This is a genomic window from Planctomyces sp. SH-PL14, assembly GCF_001610835.1.
Classification (GTDB): Bacteria; Planctomycetota; Planctomycetia; order Planctomycetales; family Planctomycetaceae; genus Planctomyces_A.
Window position 1 is genome coordinate 3,553,655 of sequence record NZ_CP011270.1, and the last position, 20,178, is coordinate 3,573,832.

At 65.8% G+C, this 20,178-nt stretch carries 16 protein-coding genes; 8 read left to right on the forward strand and 8 right to left on the reverse strand.

The genetic code is table 11. The annotated features are described in order from the left end of the window. Positions 1-131: 131 nt before the first annotated feature. A complete protein-coding gene (locus VT03_RS13865) occupies positions 132-1,118 on the reverse strand; it encodes an ROK family protein (protein ID WP_075093523.1) in 987 nt (328 codons plus the stop codon). Between the two features lie 452 nt (positions 1,119-1,570). Between VT03_RS13865 and VT03_RS13870 the strand changes: the two genes are divergently transcribed. After that, on the forward strand, positions 1,571-1,798 hold the full coding sequence (locus tag VT03_RS13870) for a carbon storage regulator (RefSeq protein ID WP_075097112.1): 228 nt from the start codon (positions 1,571-1,573) through the stop codon (positions 1,796-1,798). Positions 1,799-1,834: 36 nt separating this feature from the next. On the opposite strand, the gene epmA is transcribed toward VT03_RS13870, so the two are convergent. Then, entirely contained in the window at positions 1,835-2,911 is a 1,077-nt protein-coding gene (gene epmA, locus VT03_RS13875) for an EF-P lysine aminoacylase EpmA (protein ID WP_231870657.1), read from the reverse strand. Between the two features lie 484 nt (positions 2,912-3,395). Then, on the reverse strand, positions 3,396-4,277 hold the full coding sequence (locus VT03_RS13880; protein WP_082846194.1) for a flagellar biosynthetic protein FliO: 882 nt from the start codon (positions 4,275-4,277) through the stop codon (positions 3,396-3,398). A gap of 371 nt (positions 4,278-4,648) precedes the next feature. On the opposite strand from VT03_RS13880, the gene VT03_RS13885 reads away from it, so the two are divergent. Continuing rightward, positions 4,649-5,641 carry a tetratricopeptide repeat protein gene (locus VT03_RS13885; RefSeq protein ID WP_075093525.1) on the forward strand — a complete coding sequence of 331 codons (993 nt, stop codon included), beginning with the start codon at positions 4,649-4,651 and terminating at the stop codon, positions 5,639-5,641. Between the two features lie 83 nt (positions 5,642-5,724). Here VT03_RS13885 and VT03_RS13890 read toward each other — a convergent pair whose 3' ends face one another. Both VT03_RS13890 and VT03_RS13895 read right to left on the reverse strand, forming a co-directional pair. Beyond that, on the reverse strand, positions 5,725-6,525 hold the full coding sequence (locus VT03_RS13890; protein WP_075093526.1) for a class I SAM-dependent methyltransferase: 801 nt from the start codon (positions 6,523-6,525) through the stop codon (positions 5,725-5,727). Positions 6,526-6,596: 71 nt separating this feature from the next. Next, a complete protein-coding gene (locus VT03_RS13895) occupies positions 6,597-7,304 on the reverse strand; it encodes a DNA alkylation repair protein (protein ID WP_075097114.1) in 708 nt (235 codons plus the stop codon). 1,561 nt (positions 7,305-8,865) lie between these two features. On the opposite strand from VT03_RS13895, the gene VT03_RS13900 reads away from it, so the two are divergent. The 6 genes from VT03_RS13900 to VT03_RS13925 all read left to right on the forward strand — a co-directional run bounded on the left by VT03_RS13900 (position 8,866) and on the right by VT03_RS13925 (position 14,542). Continuing rightward, positions 8,866-10,197 (forward strand): acyltransferase family protein, encoded by a 1,332-nt coding sequence (locus VT03_RS13900; protein WP_197489322.1) that lies wholly within the window; start codon positions 8,866-8,868, stop codon positions 10,195-10,197. Positions 10,198-10,376: 179 nt separating this feature from the next. Further along, positions 10,377-11,108, forward strand: a complete 732-nt coding sequence (locus VT03_RS13905) for a hypothetical protein (RefSeq protein WP_075093527.1) — start codon at positions 10,377-10,379, stop codon at positions 11,106-11,108. 96 nt (positions 11,109-11,204) lie between these two features. Beyond that, a complete protein-coding gene (locus VT03_RS13910) occupies positions 11,205-11,714 on the forward strand; it encodes a hypothetical protein (protein WP_075093528.1) in 510 nt (169 codons plus the stop codon). 175 nt (positions 11,715-11,889) lie between these two features. Continuing rightward, entirely contained in the window at positions 11,890-12,426 is a 537-nt protein-coding gene (locus VT03_RS13915) for a hypothetical protein (RefSeq protein ID WP_075093529.1), read from the forward strand. Further along, a complete protein-coding gene (locus tag VT03_RS13920; RefSeq protein ID WP_075093530.1) occupies positions 12,423-13,298 on the forward strand; it encodes an SMC-Scp complex subunit ScpB in 876 nt (291 codons plus the stop codon). The genes VT03_RS13915 and VT03_RS13920 overlap by 4 nt, the downstream gene beginning before the upstream one ends. A gap of 512 nt (positions 13,299-13,810) precedes the next feature. After that, positions 13,811-14,542, forward strand: coding sequence for a YebC/PmpR family DNA-binding transcriptional regulator (locus tag VT03_RS13925; RefSeq protein ID WP_075093531.1), 732 nt, complete (start codon positions 13,811-13,813; stop codon positions 14,540-14,542). A gap of 554 nt (positions 14,543-15,096) precedes the next feature. Here the strand turns inward: VT03_RS13925 and dnaK are convergent. From dnaK to VT03_RS13940, 3 genes are all read right to left on the reverse strand, one after another. Continuing rightward, the gene (gene dnaK / locus VT03_RS13930) at positions 15,097-17,007 is read right to left on the reverse strand and encodes a molecular chaperone DnaK (protein WP_075093532.1); all 1,911 of its coding nucleotides are present in this window, start codon (positions 17,005-17,007) and stop codon (positions 15,097-15,099) included. 302 nt (positions 17,008-17,309) lie between these two features. After that, positions 17,310-18,857 (reverse strand): DUF2314 domain-containing protein, encoded by a 1,548-nt coding sequence (locus VT03_RS13935; RefSeq protein ID WP_082846196.1) that lies wholly within the window; start codon positions 18,855-18,857, stop codon positions 17,310-17,312. 160 nt (positions 18,858-19,017) lie between these two features. Beyond that, the gene (locus tag VT03_RS13940; RefSeq protein ID WP_082846197.1) at positions 19,018-19,995 is read right to left on the reverse strand and encodes a carbohydrate kinase family protein; all 978 of its coding nucleotides are present in this window, start codon (positions 19,993-19,995) and stop codon (positions 19,018-19,020) included. Between the last annotated feature and the right edge of the window lie 183 nt (positions 19,996-20,178).

Below are 20,178 nucleotides of genomic sequence, written 5' to 3' on the forward strand. Positions count from 1 at the left end.
CCGTTGTGTCCCACGGTTACGCTACGAAAATGCCTCCGGCGGCAAGGGGGTGAGACCCCCTTGACCCCAGGCTGCCGTCGCACGTTGGGTTTGAGCTATCAGCGCTCTGCCGGCAAGGACGGTGTTCGCGCCTACGAGAACGCCTTCATCGCACACGCCGCGGCCCCAATGAACCCCGCATCCCCCCCCAGAACGGCGTAATCAATGATCGTCCGCTCCGCCGGAATCGGGAACGCCCGCGCCTTCACCTCTTCCTTCACCTTCGCCAGGAACCGCCGACCCAACTCGCTCCCATGCTGGTCAAACGTCATCGCCCCGCCAAACAACACCATCGCCGGGTTGAGAATGTGCATGATGTTCACCGTCCCGATCGCCAGATACCGGGCCGTCTCCATAATCAGCCTGTCCGCCAGCTCATCCCCCTGCTTCGCCTCATCCGCAATGATGATCGGCGTGATCGTCTCCCCACCCGCTTCACGATCCCGCAACGTCGACCGGGCGCCCGACGCCAGCGCCTCCCGACAACGACGGAGAAGCCCCCGCGCCCCGGCATACAGCTCCAGCGAGCCATGGATCCCGAACTCCGACCGCGGCCCCCCCTCCTGCTGGATAATCATGTGACCGCATTCCGCCGCATGCGAATGCGCCCCCTCCCACACCCGGCCGTTCAAAACGATCCCGCCACCGATCCCCGTGCCGAGGGTCCAGAACATCACGCTGTCGACCCCGCGGGCCCGCCCCAGCCACGCCTCTCCCATCGCGGCGGCATTGGCATCATTCTGCAGCACCGCCGGAAGCCCGAACCGCTCGCTGACGAGCTGAACAATGGGGAGGTTGTCCCACCCGGGAAGATTGAACGGATGGAAAATAACCCCGGCCGGGATATCCATCGTTCCCGGAGCGGCGAGCCCGATCCCGGCGATCCGCTCCCGCGAGCGGCTCTCGGCGATGATCCGGTCAATGATCGCGTAAAGGTGGATCAGCCCTTCGTCCCGACCGCAGTCCAGGCAGACCGGATAGATCGTGTTCGTCAGAACCGTGCCGTCCGCGGAGACCACCCCGGCCTTGATCGTCGTTCCGCCAATATCGATGCCCACATAGCACGCCTGATCGCTCACCGGGACCTCCGCTTGACCGCAAAAGTATAGGAGGCCCCCTGCGGGGAAAGCAGTCTCCACGGGCACCGGCCAGAGATCAGTCCCTCACGGGCACGCACCCCCTGCTTCACGTTGCAAGTTGGAGCGAATCGCCTACTGCAGGAATGCGCGACACGCGTCCGCCCACACATCAGGTCCAATCCATACGTGGCAGGCGTTGAATCAGCGTGAACGAGAAGAGACCAAATTTTGACCGAAGAAAAAATGGGCCCCGGAATCCCAAAATCAAGGATTTGACGCAACATACGGAATTCACGACGCTTGTTGCAGATCCTGCAATTCGTGGATTGTGAGTTCCACGAAAAGATGTTGCGGCACGGGGAATGCATCGGCACAATATGCCGGTCCGACGCATGGAAGGACTGTGGGTGCTAGAGAGCCACCTGCTTCTGCTCTCGTTCAAGGAGGATGTCATGCTGGTTTTGACGCGCAAGGCTGGGGAATCGATCATTATCGATGGCGACATCGTCATCAAGGTTTCGCAGGTTCAGGGGAACCGCGTGAAGCTCTGCATCGATGCTCCCAAGAGCCATCGGATCGTGCGTTCTGAACTCGACGCGGAAGACGCGCCGAAGGCCCTGCCCCGGTTCGCGGCTCGGACTGAGTCGGACCTGCGAGCGGTGCCGGCACATGCGAAGTGAAGCGGGAGACGCTGCGGACGGGGAGAGCACGCGTTCTCAAGCCCGTCCGAACGGGAAGGCCGTGACACTTGCGAGCCGTTCTGTTCCCACCAGCCACATCAGGAGTCGGTCGAATCCCAAGGCCACTCCCGAGCACGGTGGGAGTCCGCGCGCCATTGCGCTGAGAAGCCGGCTCTCTGTCGGAAGTGTCTCCCTTCCGGACTGCGTTCTCAGGGTCGACTGCCGCTGCATCCGTCGGCGCAGCTCGTCCGCATCCGTAAGTTCGTGATAGCCGTTGCACATCTCGATGCCGTCGAGATACAGCTCAAACCGCTCCGCCACGGCGGTGGCCCCCTCTCCCCGCACTTTCGCCAGGGCTGACTGCGAAGCGGGGAAGTCGTAGAGGTAGACCGTTCCGAGAGTCTGCAGATAGGGCTCGACCCGTTCCGCCAGGATGAGATTCAGCCATCCGTCGCGGTCGTCGGGCGCCAGGCTTTGCGGGACCGAGATTTCCAGACGTCGCGCCAGCGCTATGAGCTGCGGCGTTTCCGCTTCCAGGACCCGCTCGCCGGTCGCCTGTTCGAATGCGTCGTCGTAGGCCAGCTTGGGGAAGGGATTGTCCGGGAGCCGCCGCGCCCGATCGGGCCGCAGTTCGGCCGCAGCTCGGACGAGCTGTTCCGTGAACGCCATCTGCGCATGGTGGTCGTCGCCGATGCGGTACCACTCGACCATCGTGAACTCGGGGTTGTGGCGTTCTCCGTATTCTCCGCGGCGGAAGGAGCGGGTCACTTCGTAGATTGCGTCCGCGCCGGCGGCGAGGAGCCGCTTCATGGCGAACTCGGGGGACGTCTGGAGGTAGAAGCTTTCTCCGTTGGGGCCGATGCGGGGGAGTTCGAAGGGGTCGATCCAGGCGTCGACGCAGATATCGCGGGAGAGGAGGGGAGTCTGGACTTCCCAGTAGCCGCGGGAGTCGAACGTATCGCGGACGCGGCGGAGGACGGCGGCCCGGAAGCGGAGGGTGTCGATGTCGGCGGTCGGGAGGTCGTCGTCGGTGGGGGTCATGAAGGCGGAGGAGGCCAAGGACGGAAGCGGCTGCTCACCGTATTCCAACAGACGCCCGGCGAGAACTCTCACGCGCACCTTTGTTCCACTGCTCGAACCACGTCCTTGCCGGCACAGCTATGCCACCTCAAACCCAACGTGCGACGGCAGCCTGGGGTCAAGGGGCCAAAGAAACAACACAGGCCCCCTTGCCGCCGGAGGCACTTCCATGAGGAACCGCGGCACACGACGGACGTCCGCTTTGTGGGACCGGCGATGAGGACTCACCGCTCGCTTCGCAATCCCCGCGGGTTGGTGAGGGGGCATCCGATACGCTGTCCGCGCTTGGACACACACTCCTTCAGACATCTCTCGACGGCCAGGCCTCCGGCGGGCAAGAGGCATTCTGCCCCCTGCACCCCCTGACCAGGGTGTCCCTGGACCCGATGAGGGCCAATGATCCTGAGTTGCGCCGCTCTACCTTCCGCCTTCAGCCTGAACCCCTTCCGCCTCCCTCGCAGGGCCCCTTGCATCCCCCACCAGGGTACCCCTGGACACGGTATGGGACGGCAGCTGGCTAACCCTGCTGATCGACGCCCGATCGCGCGACCGATGCCTCATTCCCACCAGACGTCGACCGGTTCCGGCGGAACAGATTCCGCGCCTCCCCACCCGACACCTCCGACAACGACATCAACTGACTGACCCGCTCCGGATCATCAATCTCACTGAGCGTCTGAAGACCCTGCGGCGTATGCCCCAGGATCAACAGCCGCGTTCCGACCCGGACAATATGCAGCGTCGTCTGCGGCGCAAGCGTCCGCGATCCGACATGCTCCAGAAGACCATCAGGAAGACCCGTCCGCGCAGGAAGCGTCTGCCGACGCACACCCCACGCCGCCACATAACCCGCCACCGCCAACCCCAGAACCAGCCCGCCATAGTAAGCGACCGTCCCCCAACCACTGGACGTCGCCGGCTCCGGTGCACGCTCGGCAACCCTCCGGGGACGGGGAGACGAAGGCCGATCCGGCGCGGTCAACGAGTCGTAGTCGACCACATCCGCCGCGGCCGCCGACTGCTTCGCAACCTCGGGCTCCGTCTGTGCGGGAAGAGCCGCCTCTCCAGCCACCGGGACCGTAGACCGTCCCGGAAAATCGATCTCGATCCCGCCGTTGGTCGTGAGACTGACCGGCCGGTTCGACGACTGGGCCGGCTGCGACGGGACACCTGCCCCCGCGGCGCTGTCCGGACGTCGGACCGCATCGCCGGGGGCCTGATAGAACGGACTGCTGACGCGCGGAACGGACTCGCGTGCCGCCGGCGCCGGCTCATCGAACAGGCTCATCCCCCGCATGGGCGCCACCGGATCAGCCGGCAGCGACGATCCCGAAGCGAAGGAGACGAGCACCGCCGCGGCAGACGCGACGCGGCGAAACAATCGATGGGCGGCAGTCATAGAGCCTCCCCCTGAACGGTCGAGCGACCCGGCAAGCCGAAGGGACAAAAGGGGGCGAGGTATACCGGCAACCGGAAAAACAGGTCAATGGGGAAGAGAGGCGGAAGACCGAGGGCTGAAGGCGGAAGGTCGAGGGGACGTGGCGAAGCCGCGGGAACTGCGGAGCCGGGGCGAGGAACGGCCACCTGACGATGCGACCTCAATCACCCGAACTGTCCCCTCGACCTTCCGCCTTCCGCCTCAAGCCTTCCGCCTCGCCCTCCACCGGCAGTTCCTGCCGCTCCGCGGATCATCCTCACGACCGTCCTTGTCGAACGTCGATACCTATTCGGAGGATGTCTCGAGTCGTACGACTCATTCTGGGAGGCAGGATGTCTCGTGTTGCCGCAATCTGGCTGCTGACTCTCGCGGTGACGGGGTGCGCCCACACCGCGCGGATCACGGTTTGGCAGCCAGCCTCGGCAGACTCGCGGGAACTCGGCCAGGTCGTCGTCATGCCGTTCACCGGCCAGAACGGCGATGTCGTCTCCGCCAGCCTCACCTCGCGGCTCGAGCGGGGAAGCGTCTACCAGATCGTCGACCGCACCGACCTGCCGATGGTCGCGCAGGTCTCGCTCAGCGAGAAAGCCCCCGGCGAATACGAGCAGCAGGCACTCGCCGCCGCCCGCAAGACCCACGTCGACGGCCTGATCTTCGGGCACGTCTTCCTCTACGAATGCGAAGTCCGCTCGGTCGCCAACGGCGAAGTCCTCCCGACGCGGCGGTTCGGTCCCGAACGGATGTTCGGCAACTCGCCCTACCAGGAACGCGAGACCGATTGGATGATCGGCACAGTCGGGGTCGAATACCGGCTCCTCGATGCCAAGACCGGCGAAGAGCGGGCCTCCGGACGGGTCGTCCGCGACTTCCGCGAGCCCAAGGGACGGAAGGAACTCCCCGCGCAGGACACCGTCCTGGCGAAGCTCGTCGAAGAGTGCCTCGACGACGTCGAGCAGCACCTCACCCCGCACAAGCAGACCGCCCAGGTGAAGCTCGCCACGTGCGACTGGAAGCTCCACGGCCGCCCCGAAGTCCGACAGGGCTGCACCGCCGCCGAGAAGGGGAAGTGGCGGGAGGCCGAAGAGCACTGGAACGAGGCGCTCAAGGTCGATCCCCAGAACCACGCCGCCCTCTACAACCTCGGCATCGCCGCCGCCAACCGCCAGGACTACGACCGGGCGGAAGAGCTCATCATGGAAGCGATCCGGACGACGCACTGCGATTGCTACGAGACGGGCCTCTCGCAGATCCGCCGCTACCGCGAAGACTACGAGAAGGCCCAGGTCCAGCGCTCCCAGGACGTCGTGACCGCCAGCGCGCAGTGACGCGCTCGGACATGGTCCACCGGTCCGCCCTCTTCTCTTCGGACGCCGGAATCTCTGTCGGCGCAGACCGGCGAAACAGTGCTTCACCCTGCCACATTGGCAAACGCGCGCCGCAGGACCTGCACCGTCGACTGAAACTCGACCTCTCCGGTCGTCGATCCCATCCGTTTCCGCAGCGCCGACTCCAGTCCCGCCGCGATCTCGTCCGGCCCCTCTGGCCCCGCCTCGATCGCCGCCGTGATGTTGCTCTGCGACATGAGGAACTCGACAAGCTGAGTCGCTGACAGCGGCACCGGGTGGCTGAAGGCATCGGAAGCCACGACCTCGAAGCCAGCCGCATCGATCCCCGCACTCACCGACGCCGCTGCCGCGCGGCGCGGAGGACTGGGATACCGCGTGAGATAGGTCCCGCGGATCCACGGCTCGACCGCCGGACAATCGTGGACCCGCCCGCCGAAGGCGGTGTTGTAGATCGCCAGCCATCCGCCGGGCTTCAGGACGCGGTGGCTTTCGGCCAGGAACCGCGGCTGATCGAACCAGTGGAACGCCAGCCCCGTCGTCACGAGCTCAAAGGCCCCGGACGCCACAGGGAGCGCCTCGGCACGACCGCGGAGGTAGGGAATCGATCCCTCCCGCCGCGCGAGTCCGAGCATTTCCGCGGAGAGGTCGACGCCGATCACCTCGGTCGCGACCGCCGCCACGGCCCGGGAGGACTGACCGGTGCCGCAGCCGACATCCAGCACCGCCCCGAATCGCTCCCGTCCGGTGATCCGCTGGATCCGCTCGACAATGACCGGGTGAACAAAAGGACGTCCCCGGAGATACCGGGCGGCGGCGTCCCCGGACAGAAAATGACGCGTCAGCGAGGGAGGCGGGCTGTTCATCGGCGTGGAAGACACGATCGGCCGTGAAGCGGTTCTGCGAAACGGTGGCGGTGGGCTCGCCGCCAGCCCGTTCAGCACCGCGCCTGCTTCTTCTTCCTGCCGATCGTCCCGCGCGCCTCGACCTTCCCGATCATCTCGGCGATCGAAGGGACCTTGCACTCGGTCTCCCCCATGTCGACCTCGACCTTGCCGATCGACTTCGCGGCGGCCAGCGCGTGGTCCGTGAGTTCGGGAACGTACACCCCAACGCACGCGACGAAGCTGTTCATGCAGTACCGGACTCGATTCGCCTGCGAATGAATCGATTCGGCCACGCGGTCGACGAGGCTCTGGAGTTCCTCCGTATCGAGCGTCTCGTTTGGAGCGATCGAGACGCACGCGGAGAGCGTCGACCAGCCGGTGGCGGCGACCGCTTCCTTGCGGGACTCGATCCACTTCCGTCCCAGCGCCCATCCGTGCGGCGTCTCGGCCGCGACCGGCGCGACGGTGCACTCGCTGACCATGTGCCACGTGGCCCCCTTGAGCCACGCCTCGAGATCCTTCTTCGTCATCGCGGCTTCATCGGCGATGAGTCCCGCGAGATACATCGCGTCCGAGTTCCCGGTGGCGAACAGTTCGTTCGCCAATCCGCGGCTCTTGCCGATCCGCTTGCGGAGCGGCTGCATGTCTCCGATGCGAACGCCGAAGAGCGGCTCCGGCGCGCCGTGCCGCATGAGAGTCTTCTTCGTCTGCGCCGTTCCGAGGCGCTCCAGCTCCGAAAGAACTTCCGCGCACGTCATCATGGCCGGCACCCTGACGAGAGAAGCGCGATGCGGCCGTGATGAGTGCGCCGCCGATCGCAGTCGCGATGATATCGCGCGGTGAAGTCCATCGCCCGCGCGAGACGACAGAGCATGAGTCCCCCTCATGTCGCGCGTCTCGTGATCATCGCGCGGCGCTGTCTCGCGGGGAGAAGACAACGGCAACAAGAGAGGTCATCACACCTCCGCGACTCGCTCCCGCATGCGCCTTCGCGAGGCCCGATCGCAATGCCCAATCGCAAGGTCAGAGGAAGCCCTTCGGGAGAGAGGAACTCGCGGTCTCCAGGCCGCTCCGCGCGCTGCCGAGACCCTCGCTTCGCCCCTTCCATTCGCCCCCGTCAACAGCCGTCCGGAGGCATCCGCCGCTGCATCGCCGCCCGCTCGGCGCCTTGGATTTTCCCAAGGAAAACGCACGGTTTTGAGGTCCGCGCAAAAAAGAAGCGGCTGGGTTTGACCCCAGCCGCTTGGCTCATCGCTGGTAAGGCGATTACTTCTTGGCAGCCTTCTTCGGAGCGGCCTTCTTAGCGGCCTTCTTCGGAGCGGTCTTCTTCGGGGCTGCCTTCTTCGCTGCTGCTTTCTTGGCCATCGTAACTCCTCCTTCCAAGAGTTCCGTGTTCGTGGTCTTCAACCGCTGCTACCGGGCGAAATCGGTTGTCGTCCACTTTCTGTTGTTCGACTCACCTCCATTGGTGAGTCGCCTGTGCCCGCGAGTCACGTGTCGTTCTCGATCATCGATCACAACCGTTGACTTACGACCACAGAAACCTGAGCGACATGGTAAGCAAAGCTCTGAGTCATGCAACCCATTTTTCCGCACTTTGATCATTGACGACACAACTTTGATCGCGCTCATCGCGCATCGATGCGCGCGATGCGCTCAGCGCGCGTGACTCATCGCGCTGAAGAGCGCGCGCGATCAGCGCATGAGGTCATCATGCGCGATGAGCAGAGCGCATGAGAGACGCGCAGAGAGACCGCGCGCGAGGCTTCACACCTTCGCGCCGCGCTCCGCGCGCATGCTTCCATCCTCCTTCGCGCTGCTGCCTCGCTGACATCGCAAGCGCTGTCGATGAGCATGTCGTTCTGGCAGCTTCATGCCTCTTGAAGCGAGCGCGCATGCGCCGACACGAGTGATGCCGAGAGTCTCTGAGGCGTCCTCTCATCAAACGTCGGATGCGATCCATGGCCCTCGCGCGCAGACGACGCGCATCGCATCCCATCATCGCTCGACATCGTCCGATCGAGCCGCGCGACGGCCGCTTCCACCGCGCCGTTTCCCGTCGTCCATCGCTTCTCTCTGTGCTCTGCTGCGGTCTCTGTGGTCCAATATCTCTCATCGCCTCGCGGCCTCCGAACTTGGCGGGAAGCGGTCGGACGCGAGGCGGCGGCGAACTCATCTACTGTCCCTCGCGGGTCTCCGACTACCATGTCCAGTGCTGCTTCGAACGATCCGCCACCGCCCCTGCCCCCACACGCTCCCGACGTTTTCCGCCCGCGCCCTCAGTCCCGCCCCGACGACACCTACAAGATCCTCCCTCCCATGGCCGGAAAGCCCCCCGTCTCCCCCTCCTCATCCGCACCTGCATCCTCGGCCCCGGGGAGCCCGCCGGCCGCCGGCGCCGCCCCGGCCGTCAAGAAGCCGACCGCTCCGCCGGCCGCCAAGTCCCCCGGCGCGGCGCCCGCCACGCCGGCCATCCCCGGCCCGCCGGTCCCGCGCCTCAAGTCGATCGACGCCTATCGCGGCTTCGTCATGTTCCTGATGCTGGCCGAAGTCCTGCACCTGGGAGTCGTGGCGGCCAAGTTCCCCGAGAACCAGGTCCTGGCAACGCTCGCCCAGCACCAGAAGCACGCGGCCTGGACCGGCTGCACGCTGCATGACCTTATCCAGCCGTCGTTCTCCTTTATTGTCGGACTGGCGCTGCCGTTCTCGCTCCTGAGCCGGGCCTCCCTGGCGCAGTCGCGGTTCCGGCTCGTCTTCCACGCCTTGTGGCGGTCGGTCGTGCTGGTCCTGCTGGGGATCTTTCTGCGGTCGATCCGCTCCCCGATGACCAACTTCACGTTCGAGGACACGCTCACGCAGATCGGATTGGGATACACGTTCCTCTTCCTCATCGCGCTGCGGCCGATGCGCGACCAGTGGATCCTGCTCGTGCTCATCCTCGTTGGCTACTTCGGGGCGTTCGCGGCGTATCCGGTCCCCGGAGAGGGCTTCGACCCCGCGGCGCTCGGCATCCCGAACGACTACCAGCAGTTCACCGGCTTCGCCGCGCACTGGAACAAGCACACGAACCTGGCGGCCCACTTCGACCGCTGGTTCCTGAATCTCTTCCCGCGGCCGGAGCCCTTCACGGTCAACCAGGGGGGCTACTGCACGCTGAGCTTCATCCCGACGCTGGGAACGATGATCCTCGGCCTGATCGCCGGGGGGATCCTCAAGAGCGACCGGACCAATGGCCGGAAGGTCCTGTGGTTCCTGGTCGCCGGCGGGATCATGATGGGGATCGGCTACGCGCTCGGGCACTTCCAGATCTGTCCGGTCGTGAAGAAGATCTGGACGCCGAGCTGGACCCTCTTCAGCGGCGGCTGGTGCTTCCTGCTGCTGACCTTCTTCTTCATGGTGATCGACTGGGCGAAGTTTGCGTTCTGGTCGTTCCCGCTGCGGGTGATCGGGATGAACTCGATCGCCGCCTACTGCATGGACTGGCTGTTCCTCGGGTTCATCGGCACGGCTCTCGTCCGGCACTTCGGCTCGGACGTGTTCCTCAAGGCGGGCGAGGAGTGGCAGCCGCTCCTCTTCGGCGGAGCGCAGCTCCTCGTGATCTGGCTCCTGCTCCTGTGGCTGTACCGCAACAAGGCGTTCCTGCGGATTTGACAACGGACTCCCACAGGCGATATCCCAACACCCGTTCGCGGAATCTCATGGCAAGGAGACCGCTGATCTCGTCGAGCGGGCCAGGCTCTCGAACCTTCGCTTGGATCGGCCGTCGGGTCGCGGTCGCTTTTTGAACGGCCGCACGGTCATGGACCGAGGGAGCCGAGGAAGGACGTCCGGTGGAAATCGTTCTGGACTGCGCGTGCGGAGGGAAGCTGGCGGTTCACGAGGGACAGGCCGGGCTGCGTCTCCCCTGTCCCCAGTGCCGGGAAGAGGTGCGGGTCCCCTCCCTCGGCGACTTGCGAAAGAGGAACGGCGTCGTCCCCACGACGAACCCCGTGTTCGAAATCGCCGCCAGGCTCCGGTCCGGAGAACTCCCGCTGCGGGAATGCGCCGGATGCGCGGCTCCAGCGCAGTGGGAAGTCCCGCTGGTCGCGGAGTGCGAGCGGGCCTCCGTGGAGTCGAACGAGGTTCATTGGATCTGGCTGCTCTTCGCCCCCAGGCTCTTCTTCTGGATGCCGGGGTGGGGAGTCCGGGCGACCACGCGCGAATATGGGCGGGACACCGTGGTGAAGACGCCGATCACCCTGTGCGACTCCTGTTGCCATCAGCGCCCCTCGGAGCCGGGTGAATGGGGCGCCACGCTCTCCCGGGCCTGTTTCACCGGCGGCTTGTTCGCCTGCCTCTTCTGGCTTCCCGCCGGAGCAGGCCTGATCGGAGTCGCGTTCCTGCTGGCAACGTGGCAGCACCGGCGGATGCGAGCTTTCCGCCGCCGCCTGTCGAAGTGGTTCGGCACGGTCCCGGCCTACACCGAGCTGCGGAAAGAGTACCCCAGGCTGGTTCTGCACCTGGGAGCCGACCCGCGACCGCTGGCCCAATCGGTCTTGTCCCCTTCGTTGCGGCTGGGATAACTTTTCCGTCGAGGCGATCGCTCGCTTCCCGCGCCTCAGAGGACGATCCGCTGTCTGCCGGATCAGGCTGAGTAAATGTGAACAGGAGGTTCACGCATGCTCCAGGAACTGGCTCTCGCGGCGGCGGCCTGGTCCGCAGCCGCACTCGACAACGCGTGGTTCGCACTGGAGGCGTACTGTTTCGTCGAAGAGCACGTCGTCACAGACAGGCGATCTCTCGAGGATGAATCGATCCCCGTTGGCGATCTCATGCCGGGACAGCGGATCGCCGTCCGGGTGGCGGACCGCGAGGGGCGTCCGCAGTATCTGATGGGCTGCGTCGAGGAGGTCGTCGACGAACGGATCGTCCTCAGCCGGTCGGTTTCCCATGACGTCGAGGTGCTGTTTCACTCCCCGTCCTGGTCCGAGGGGCTTCCTTATATCGGAGAGCACTGGGGCACCTATTGGACGCGGCACACGTTGGAGTACCAGGGGGTGAGTGTCGTTCCGGTCGCTGCCGTGCGGCGGATCGACGAGGACGGCTTTCCGGACTGGATCGCGTTGGGCGAGATGCCTCAGAAGCTCGGCATCGGCGGACCTCCCAACGCCTGGTATCTGGATCGCTAGATGGGACTCGGGACCTCGGCGGTTGGTTCGCTGAAGTGCCGCTCGGGACGGCGAGTCGTCCCCGTCCTCAACCGATCTTGTCCCCCTGGACCTCCCCGGGGTAACGTCCCGCCGTTTTCGGACCGGAGGTCGCTCCGCGCTCGAGTCCCGCCGACGTGAACAGGAGGTTCACCGCATGCTTCAGGAACTGGCACTCGCCGCGGCCGCCTGGTCCGCAGCCGCGCTCGACAACGCGTGGTTTGCGATTCACCTGCAGCTGGTCGTCGAAGAGCGGATCGCCGACCGTCCTCCGGCGATCGACGGCGAACCGATTGCCGTCGACGAGATCGCTCCCGGACAACGGATCTCGATCCGGATCAGCGACGACGGAGCCCCCGCGCGATTCCTGACGGGCCGCGTCGAAGAGGTTGGCGACGAGCAGATCGTCCTCAGCCAGACGATCACGCAGGAGGTCCAGCTCCAGTTTCGACCGGCGTCCTGGGCGGCGCCGTTCCCCTACCTCCGCGACCATTGGGGAGGCTTCTTTGTTCGTGAGACACTCGTCTATCAGGGGGGCAGCGTGATTCCGTTCTCCGAAGCCCGCCGCGTCGAAGCGGCGCGGTTCCCCGATTGGAACACCGCCGGTTCTCTCCCCTATCAGGTCGTCTCCAAGATCTTCAACCGCCCGACCTGGTACCTCGACACGGAATCGCTGACGGCCGGAACACGATGACGATGGATCCCCAGGAGAGCGCCGACCTTCCCTTCCGTGCGGTGATCCGCAGCGGGGACGGAGAGCCATCGGACACCGAGGCGATGGCGGAGGATCTCTCGACCGAAGAGAACTTCGACGTCTCGCAGGATGAGCTCGAAGCGGCCTACCTCCGCGCGATGGAGATCACCGAAGCGGCCGAGGCGGTCGTCGGAGAGTCGCTCGTTCCCAGCGAGATCACAGACGAGGACGATCCTCTGCCGACTGGAAACGCCGAGGCGTTCATTCCGAGTGACCTCCCGCGAACGACACTCGATGACGAAACGGTCGACGAAGTCGAGAACGCGGCGGTCTCCGAAGCGGCGCGGCCGGCGCTGACGTCCCGGCAGGTCCTCGAAGCGCTGCTCTTCGTCGGAGGTTCCGCCCTGACGACCAAGCGGCTCGTCGAGATCCTCGGAGACGGCTTCACGACCGAGCAGGTCGAAGGGCTCGTCGAGGAGCTCAACTCGCAGTACGCCGCCGAGAACCGCCCCTATTCGATCCAGTGGGGGGACTCGGGCTATCAGTTCCAGCTCCGTCCGGAGTTCGAAAAGGTCCGCCACCGCGTCTACGGCCTCGGCCCCAAAGAGGTCAAACTCTCCCAGGAAGCGCTCGAGGTCCTGGCGTTCGTCGCCTACCAGCAGCCGGTCCGCAAGGCGGACCTGGAGGCGACCGAGCGGAAGAACATCCTCGGCATCGTCCGCCAGCTCATCCGCCGCGAGCTCGTCGAGCTCCGACGCTCCGACGCCGCGCCGGACGACCCGACGTACCACACGACCTCCCGCTTCCTGGAGCTCTTCAGCCTCCAGTCGCTCGACGACCTGCCGTTCCCGGCGGACTTCGCGTTCAAGTAGGGAGCGCGACTCAGCGGAGTGCCCCTTCCCACCGGTCCGCGCTCGCGCGTCGGATGCCCACGATGGCTCCTGGCGACACGGGCCTCCGGCGGGCGAAGGGGTCAAAAAAGACAATACAGGCCCCTTTGCTTGCCCCACCAGGGTGCCCCTCGCCCCGGTGAGGCCGCCATGTCGGACCGCTCGCCTGCGAACGCACGCTCGCAGGCCGCGAGATGGCGGCATGGACTCGCTCCAGAGGGGTGACGGGCGTTAGACTTACGCTTGCGAATCCGCTCCTGGCCGACTGCCCGGAAGCGTTCGTCCCAATTCACCCCGCAAGGCCTCTGACGTTCCACTCATGGAAGGACGTTCGTCGCCTGAGCCCCACGCGACCAGAATCGACACCCCTCAGACCCTGAGCCCTCGCGCCGACTTCGCCGGGGCGGGCCTGACCGGATGTGAGGCACGGCCCCATCGGACTCGCACTCCGAAGGCCGCGTCGATTCCGCCACACGACGAAAACGAGAACTGTCATGGGAAGAAACTTCGAGAATCGCAAGCACGCGATCTTCAAGACGGCGGCTCAGAAGTCCAAGCTCTACTCCCGGTACGGGAAGCAGCTGTACGTCATCGCCAAGAACGGCGTCCCGGATCCCGAAGGGAACCCGGCCCTGCGGAGCATGATCGAGAAGGCGAAGCGGGATCAGGTTCCGGCCCACGTCATCGACAAAGCGATCCAGAAGGCCCGCGGCGCCGGGGGTGAAGACTTCGTCGCCGCCCGCTACGAAGGCTATGGACCGGGGGGCTCGATGGTGATCATCGACTGCCTGACCGACAACAGCCAGCGGACGATCGCCGAGATCCGCAACTGCTTCACCAAGACCGACTCCAAGATCGGAGCGGCGGGGTCCGCGGCCCTGTGGTTCGACCACGTGGCGATCCTCTCCTACAAGGGGGACAACGAGGACCAGGCCCTCGAGGCGATGTTGAACGCCGACGTCAACGTGGAAGACGTGGAGGCCAAGGACGGGCACGTGACGATCTTTACCCCGCCGAGCGAGTTCTATAAGGCCAAGACCGCGCTGCAGGCGGCGGTTCCCGGCGTGGAGCTGGAGGTGCAGGAGATCACGTTCCTGGCGCAGTCGCAGAAGACGCTGAGTGCGGACGACCAGGTGGTCTTCGACAAGCTCCTGGGGATGCTGAACGATTGTGACGACGTGCAGGACGTGTATCACAACGTGGACATGCCGGCCGAAGCCTCCTGAGGCCGATATCCCGGAAGGGAGCGTGCGACGAACGGGCAGGGCCGTTTGCGGTTTTGCCGGCGCGGCCGCCCTGGTGTTCATGCCAAGATCGGGCCACACCGAAGACGAACGGCATCGGCTGGCGATCACCCGCCAGGACCATCTACCCCGAAGGGGTTTCGTCCGATAGCCCCGGGTTGCCCGCCATGCGGGCTACCCTGGGTTCGGACATCGACGCCGTACCAACCCCACCGGGGTTGCGGCAAAACAACGACCGTCCGGCAGAACGCTGTCGGAGTACGTGGCGGGGTTTCCGGGAGGGCGAAGCTCCTGCTGAGCCGCGCAGGTTCGCAAACGCGTTTCCTCCGTCGCCTCGACCTTCCGTCGCCTCCCACCGGAGGGAACGGCCTCCGCCACGACGGCTCCCCCTCAGGCGGCGATCGAGGACCTCCTCCACCGACGCGGCTCGGCTGGAGCCTCGCCCTCCCGTGGGACAGAAACGAAAAAGCCCTCGCCGAGATCGGCGAGGGCTTTCTCTTTGTCATCCCGGGAAAGGGACGTCTTCGCTGTGAGGACTACTTCTTCTCGAACTCGGCGTCGATGACGTTGTCGTCCTTCGGGCCGGCTCCGGCGTCCGGTCCGGGGGCTCCGCCGGGAGCGGCGCCGCCGGCCCCCTGAGCTTCGTACATGTGCTTGCTCAGGGCGTGCGTCGCCTGCTCCAGGCTTTCGACGGCGCTGTTGATGGCGCCGACGTCTTCGCCCTTCACCGTCTCACGCACCTTGGCGACCGCCGACTCGATGCCACCCTTGGCACCGGCATCGAGCTTGTCCTGATGCTCCTTGAGGAGCTTCTCGGTCTGGTAGGCGAGATGCTCCCCCTTGTTGCGGGCTTCGGCCAGATCGCGCTTGGCCTTGTCGGCACTGGCGTTCTGCTCCGCTTCCCGCTGCATCTTCTCGATCTGGTCTTTCGAAAGACCGCTCGACTGCTTGATCTCGACCTTGTGCTCCTTGCCGGTCCCCTTGTCCTTGGCCTTCACGCTCAGGATGCCGTTGACGTCGATGTCGAAGGTGACTTCGATCTGCGGCACGCCCCGCGGAGCCAGCGGGATCCCTTCCAGGTTGAACTGGTCGAGCAAGCGGTTGTCGTTCGCCATCTGCCGCTCGCCCTGGAAGACCCGGACGGTGACGGCGGTCTGGTTGTCGCTGGCGGTCGAGAAGACCTGGGACTTGCTCGTTGGAATCGTCGAGTTCCGCTCGACGAGGGCGGTCATGATCCCCCCTTCGGTTTCGATGCCGAGGGAGAGCGGCGTGACGTCGAGGAGGACCACGTCCTTCACGTCCCCGCCGATGATCGCACCTTGAACGGCGGCGCCGATCGAGACGACTTCGTCCGGGTTGACCCCCTTGTGCGGCTCCTTGCCGCCGAAGATCTTCTTGACGAGTTCGGCCACCATCGGGACGCGGGTCGAACCGCCGACCAGGACCACTTCGTCGATCTGGCTGGGGCTGAGCTTGGCGTCCTTGAGGGCCTGTTCGACCGGCCGGCGGCACCGCTCAACGAGCGGGTCGATCAGCTTCTCGAACTGGGCGCGGGTGATGTTCATCTGGAGGTGCTTGGCCCCCGAGGCGTCCGCCGTGATGAACGGCAGGTTGATCTCGGAGTTCTGGGCGCTCGACAGCTCCTTCTTCGCCTTCTCCGCCGCTTCGCGAAGCCGCTGGAGGGCCATGGCGTCCTTGCGGAGGTCCATGCCGTTCGACTTCTTGAAGTCCTCGGCGATGAAGTTGATCAGGACTTCGTCGAAATCGTCCCCCCCGAGGTGCGTGTCCCCGTTGGTGGCGAGCACTTCGACCGAGCCTTCTTCGACTTCCAGCACCGAGACGTCGAACGTCCCCCCGCCGAGGTCGAAGACGCAGATCTTCTCGTCCTTCTTCTTCTCGAGGCCGTACGCCAGCGCGGCCGCCGTCGGCTCGTTGATGATGCGGACGACGTCGAGACCGGCGACCTGGCCGGCGTCCTTGGTCGCCTGCCGCTGGGCGTCGTTGAAGTAGGCCGGGACCGTGACGACCGCCTTCAGGACCTTGTGGCCGAGGTAGTTCTCGGCGGCGTCCTTGAGCTTCATCAGGACGCGGGCGGAGACTTCGGGCGGGGTGTACTGGCGGCCGTTGATATCGACCTTCACGTACTCCTCGCGTCCGCCGACGACCTTATAGGGAACGATCTTCTCTTCCGACTCGACTTCGCTGTGCCGGCGGCCCATGAAGCGCTTGATGGAGTAGATCGTATTCTTGGGGTTCGTGACCGCCTGCCGCTTGGCGGGCTCGCCGACGAGGATGTCCCCCTTTTCCGTGAAGGCGACCACGCTGGGGGTGGTCGGATACCCTTCCTGGTTGGGGATGACCTTGACTTCCCCCCCTTCCATGACGGAGACGACGGAGTTGGTCGTCCCCAGGTCGATACCAATGATCTTTTCGCCGGAGACGGCCATGGTGTTGGTTCCTTGGGATGAGCTGTGAATGGGAAGTTGGCCGCCCCCGACAGCGGGAACGGACAACGGTTGTGGTTGTGGAGTTTACGGTCCGGTGACCGGCAGGTTTCGAGACCGTATCCGGGCCAATTGCAAAGGCCGCGCCGAACTGGGACAGGCCGCGTGAAACCTTAGCAACTCAAGGGTTTTGTGCTGCGGCTGCGTCCGACGCCAGTTCTGGAGTGCCAACGTGGCAGCGTGGCATTCCGCCTGAGACTTCGAGGCCGATGCCGAAGTGGCAGCTCCCCGCCGATGGCGGTCGGTCAGGGCTTCTGCTGCTGCCGGGCGATGACCTCACCGGTCTCGTTCCCCTCGACCGTCCCGTTCGGCAGGCGGCGGATGTAGTCGAAGATCTTCGCTTCCGAGACCTGGACCTTCTGGCCGGCGTGCAGGTCGGGGATCGAGTGGGGCTCGTTCATGAGGAGCCCCGAGATCGCATCCCCCTTCCAGCGGGTCACTTCGACCCACATCCACTCCTGACTGTCGTCCGGCGTCGCGAACGGCGCCTTCAGCAGAAGCGTTTCGCCCGGCTCGAGCCCCTTGTTGAACGCCGTCCGGAGCGCGGGGAGCTTCTTCCGGGCGCGGGCGCTGGCCGCCTCCAGTTCGGCGTCGTCGTGCGCGACCTTCGTGACGCTGTCGGAGGAACCGAAGGTCTTCGACACAACCGCTTCGTGCCGGGCGTGCGGGTCCGGTCCCGTCCCGCGGTCAAAGGTGAGCTCGATCAGCCGGTTCTTCGGGTCCCCTTCTTCCCAGGTCCCTTTCTTGAGCGTCAGGAGAGCGACGCCGGTGGCGTTCTCGAGCAGGTGAGGCAGGTGCTCCTCCCGGACCTGGGGGTTCCGGATCGACTTCAGGTCGAGGTCGAACTCGCCCGGCTTGGCGATCACGGCCCCTTCGGCGAGCGCCTGGGCGAAGAGGTTGAGGAGATGTCCCGTGTTGCGGGAGAGCGACCACGAGAAGTTGTCGACGACGAGATCGGGGAGGCCGAACTTGGTCATCCCGAGCGTGATGGCCCGGATGAACTCGTCCTTCTTGTAAGCGTGGATGACGGTGTGCTTCGACAGGTCCGGAACGTCGCCGGTCCAGGCCGCCAGCCGTTCGCTCCAGGCGGCGGGGGCAAAGACCTCCCGGGTCTCTTCGTCCCAGATCAGCCCGCCGGTGGCGTTCGCCAGGTCGGCCACCAGGCCCTGCGCCTCCTTGAGGCCGTTCCAGACATGCCGTCCGGAGTAGGAGAACTCGAGGATCAGCGCCTGCTCGGACTCCATGAGCTGATCCGCCTGCTCGGAACTCAGCCCATGGCCGAAGCGGGCGAGCAGGTCGGGATCGGGCGGGGCATATTCGGCCTGGACGTCCGGCTCGATCCGGGCCGCAACGGAGGGGACCGACACCGCGGTCGATGCGGCGGGAGCGTCGGCATCCGCCGGCTTCTCATCCGCGGTCCGTTCACGCAGGGTGAAGAACCGGTAGCGTCCCGCCAGCAGCGACTTCAGCTCCGCGAGCGGATCCTTCGTCGGCTTCGGCAGGTAGTAGATGGCGAACTCGTATTCGATCCGCTCCGCCCTCTGGTCTCCGACGGGCCGGTCAGCGGCCGGGATCGTGGAGGAAGGGACCGCCCGGTTGTCGGTGGCGGCCGCTTCGCCGCTCGACGCCGCCGCCGACGGAGCAGCAAGTGGCGGGGGAGGGGGCGGCGGCGCCGGAACGGACGAACCGGAGCAGGATGACAAGGCCGAGGAGAGCAGCATCAGGCCGAGGAGCCCCTTCGGGCCGAGCGAGCGGTTTCGGGATGCGGACGGCCGTCCTGTCCAACGCCTCATGACTCAGCCCCCTACGTCTCAAGGGCGCGTCGAGCGCGGGCGCGACCGGCCCGGGCCCCTCCCTTGTGCGTGAGAGTGTACCACGGCGTCCGGAACCCGGCACTCGGACGCTCTGGGCCCGTCTCCTCCGAAGCCCGGCGCCGACAAACCGCGGCGAGGTTCAAGCCAGCGCCGGCTCCCGGATGGAGCACTCGAACGGATAGCGGGCGACGAACGCCTCCAGCTCCTCACTGTTGAAGACGCCGGTCGTGGCTCCCATCGAGCGGACGCAGCTTGCTCCCATCGCCGCGCCGTACTGGACGCAGCGGCGGACGTCGGTCTCTCCCTTCAGCAGGCCGTAGATGTAGCCGGCCGCGAAGGCGTCGCCCCCGCCGGTGCCGTCGACCTGCTCGACCTGGTAGGCCCCTGCTTCGTAGAGCGATTCGCCGCACGAGACGAGGGACCCCTTGCGGCCGCGGGTGATGACGATCACCCGGGCTCCCGAGTCGTGCAGCGAGCGGACCTGGCGGAGCGGGTCGGTCTCGCCGGTGATCATCCGCGCTTCGTCGGTGTTGGGGAGGAAGATGTCGGTGTAGGGGAGGACCGGGCGGAGCATTTCGCCGACGTCGGCTCCTTCGCGGATCACGACGTCGAGCAGCGTCTTGACCCCCAGTTCCTGGGCCCGGGCGAAGAGGCGGCCGACGTTCTCTCCCGAGAGGGCGGGGTTGAGGACGAAGCCGCCGATGACGAGGACTTTGCAGCGGCGGAGGAGGTCGTCGCTGACTTCGAGGCCGGTCAGTTCGGCGTTGGCTCCGACGGTGTGGATGAACCGGCGGTCGTCGCCGGCGACGTTGACGATGAGGGTGCCGGCGGTCTGGGCGGTGCTGGAGACGACCATCTCGGAGCAGTCGACGTGGCGCTCTTCGAGGAAGTCGCGGCAGAAGCGGCCGAGGACGTCGTCGCCGACGCGGCCGACGAGGGAGGTCTTGAGGCCGAGTTTGGCGAGGTCGACCGCGGTGTTGGCTGCGCAGCCGCCGATGGTGAGTTCGAGGCGCTCGGTTGTGACGAGTGCTCCGGCGGGGGGGAACTGAGGGATTGGTGCGCAGACGTGGTCCGCGACCACGAGACCAACGCAGACCACATCGACGTTCGACATCATGCCGGACCTTTTGATTTCGGCCTTGGGTGATACAGCGCAGCATCTCCGAAAGCAGTCCGCCCAACCTATCCGGGGGCCGGAGGAACGGGAAGCGACTTTTACCGGGTCCAAGGTCTCCTGGTCAGGGGGTGCAGGGGGCCCAGAAAAACAACACAGGCCCCTTGCCCGCCGGAGGCCTGTCTC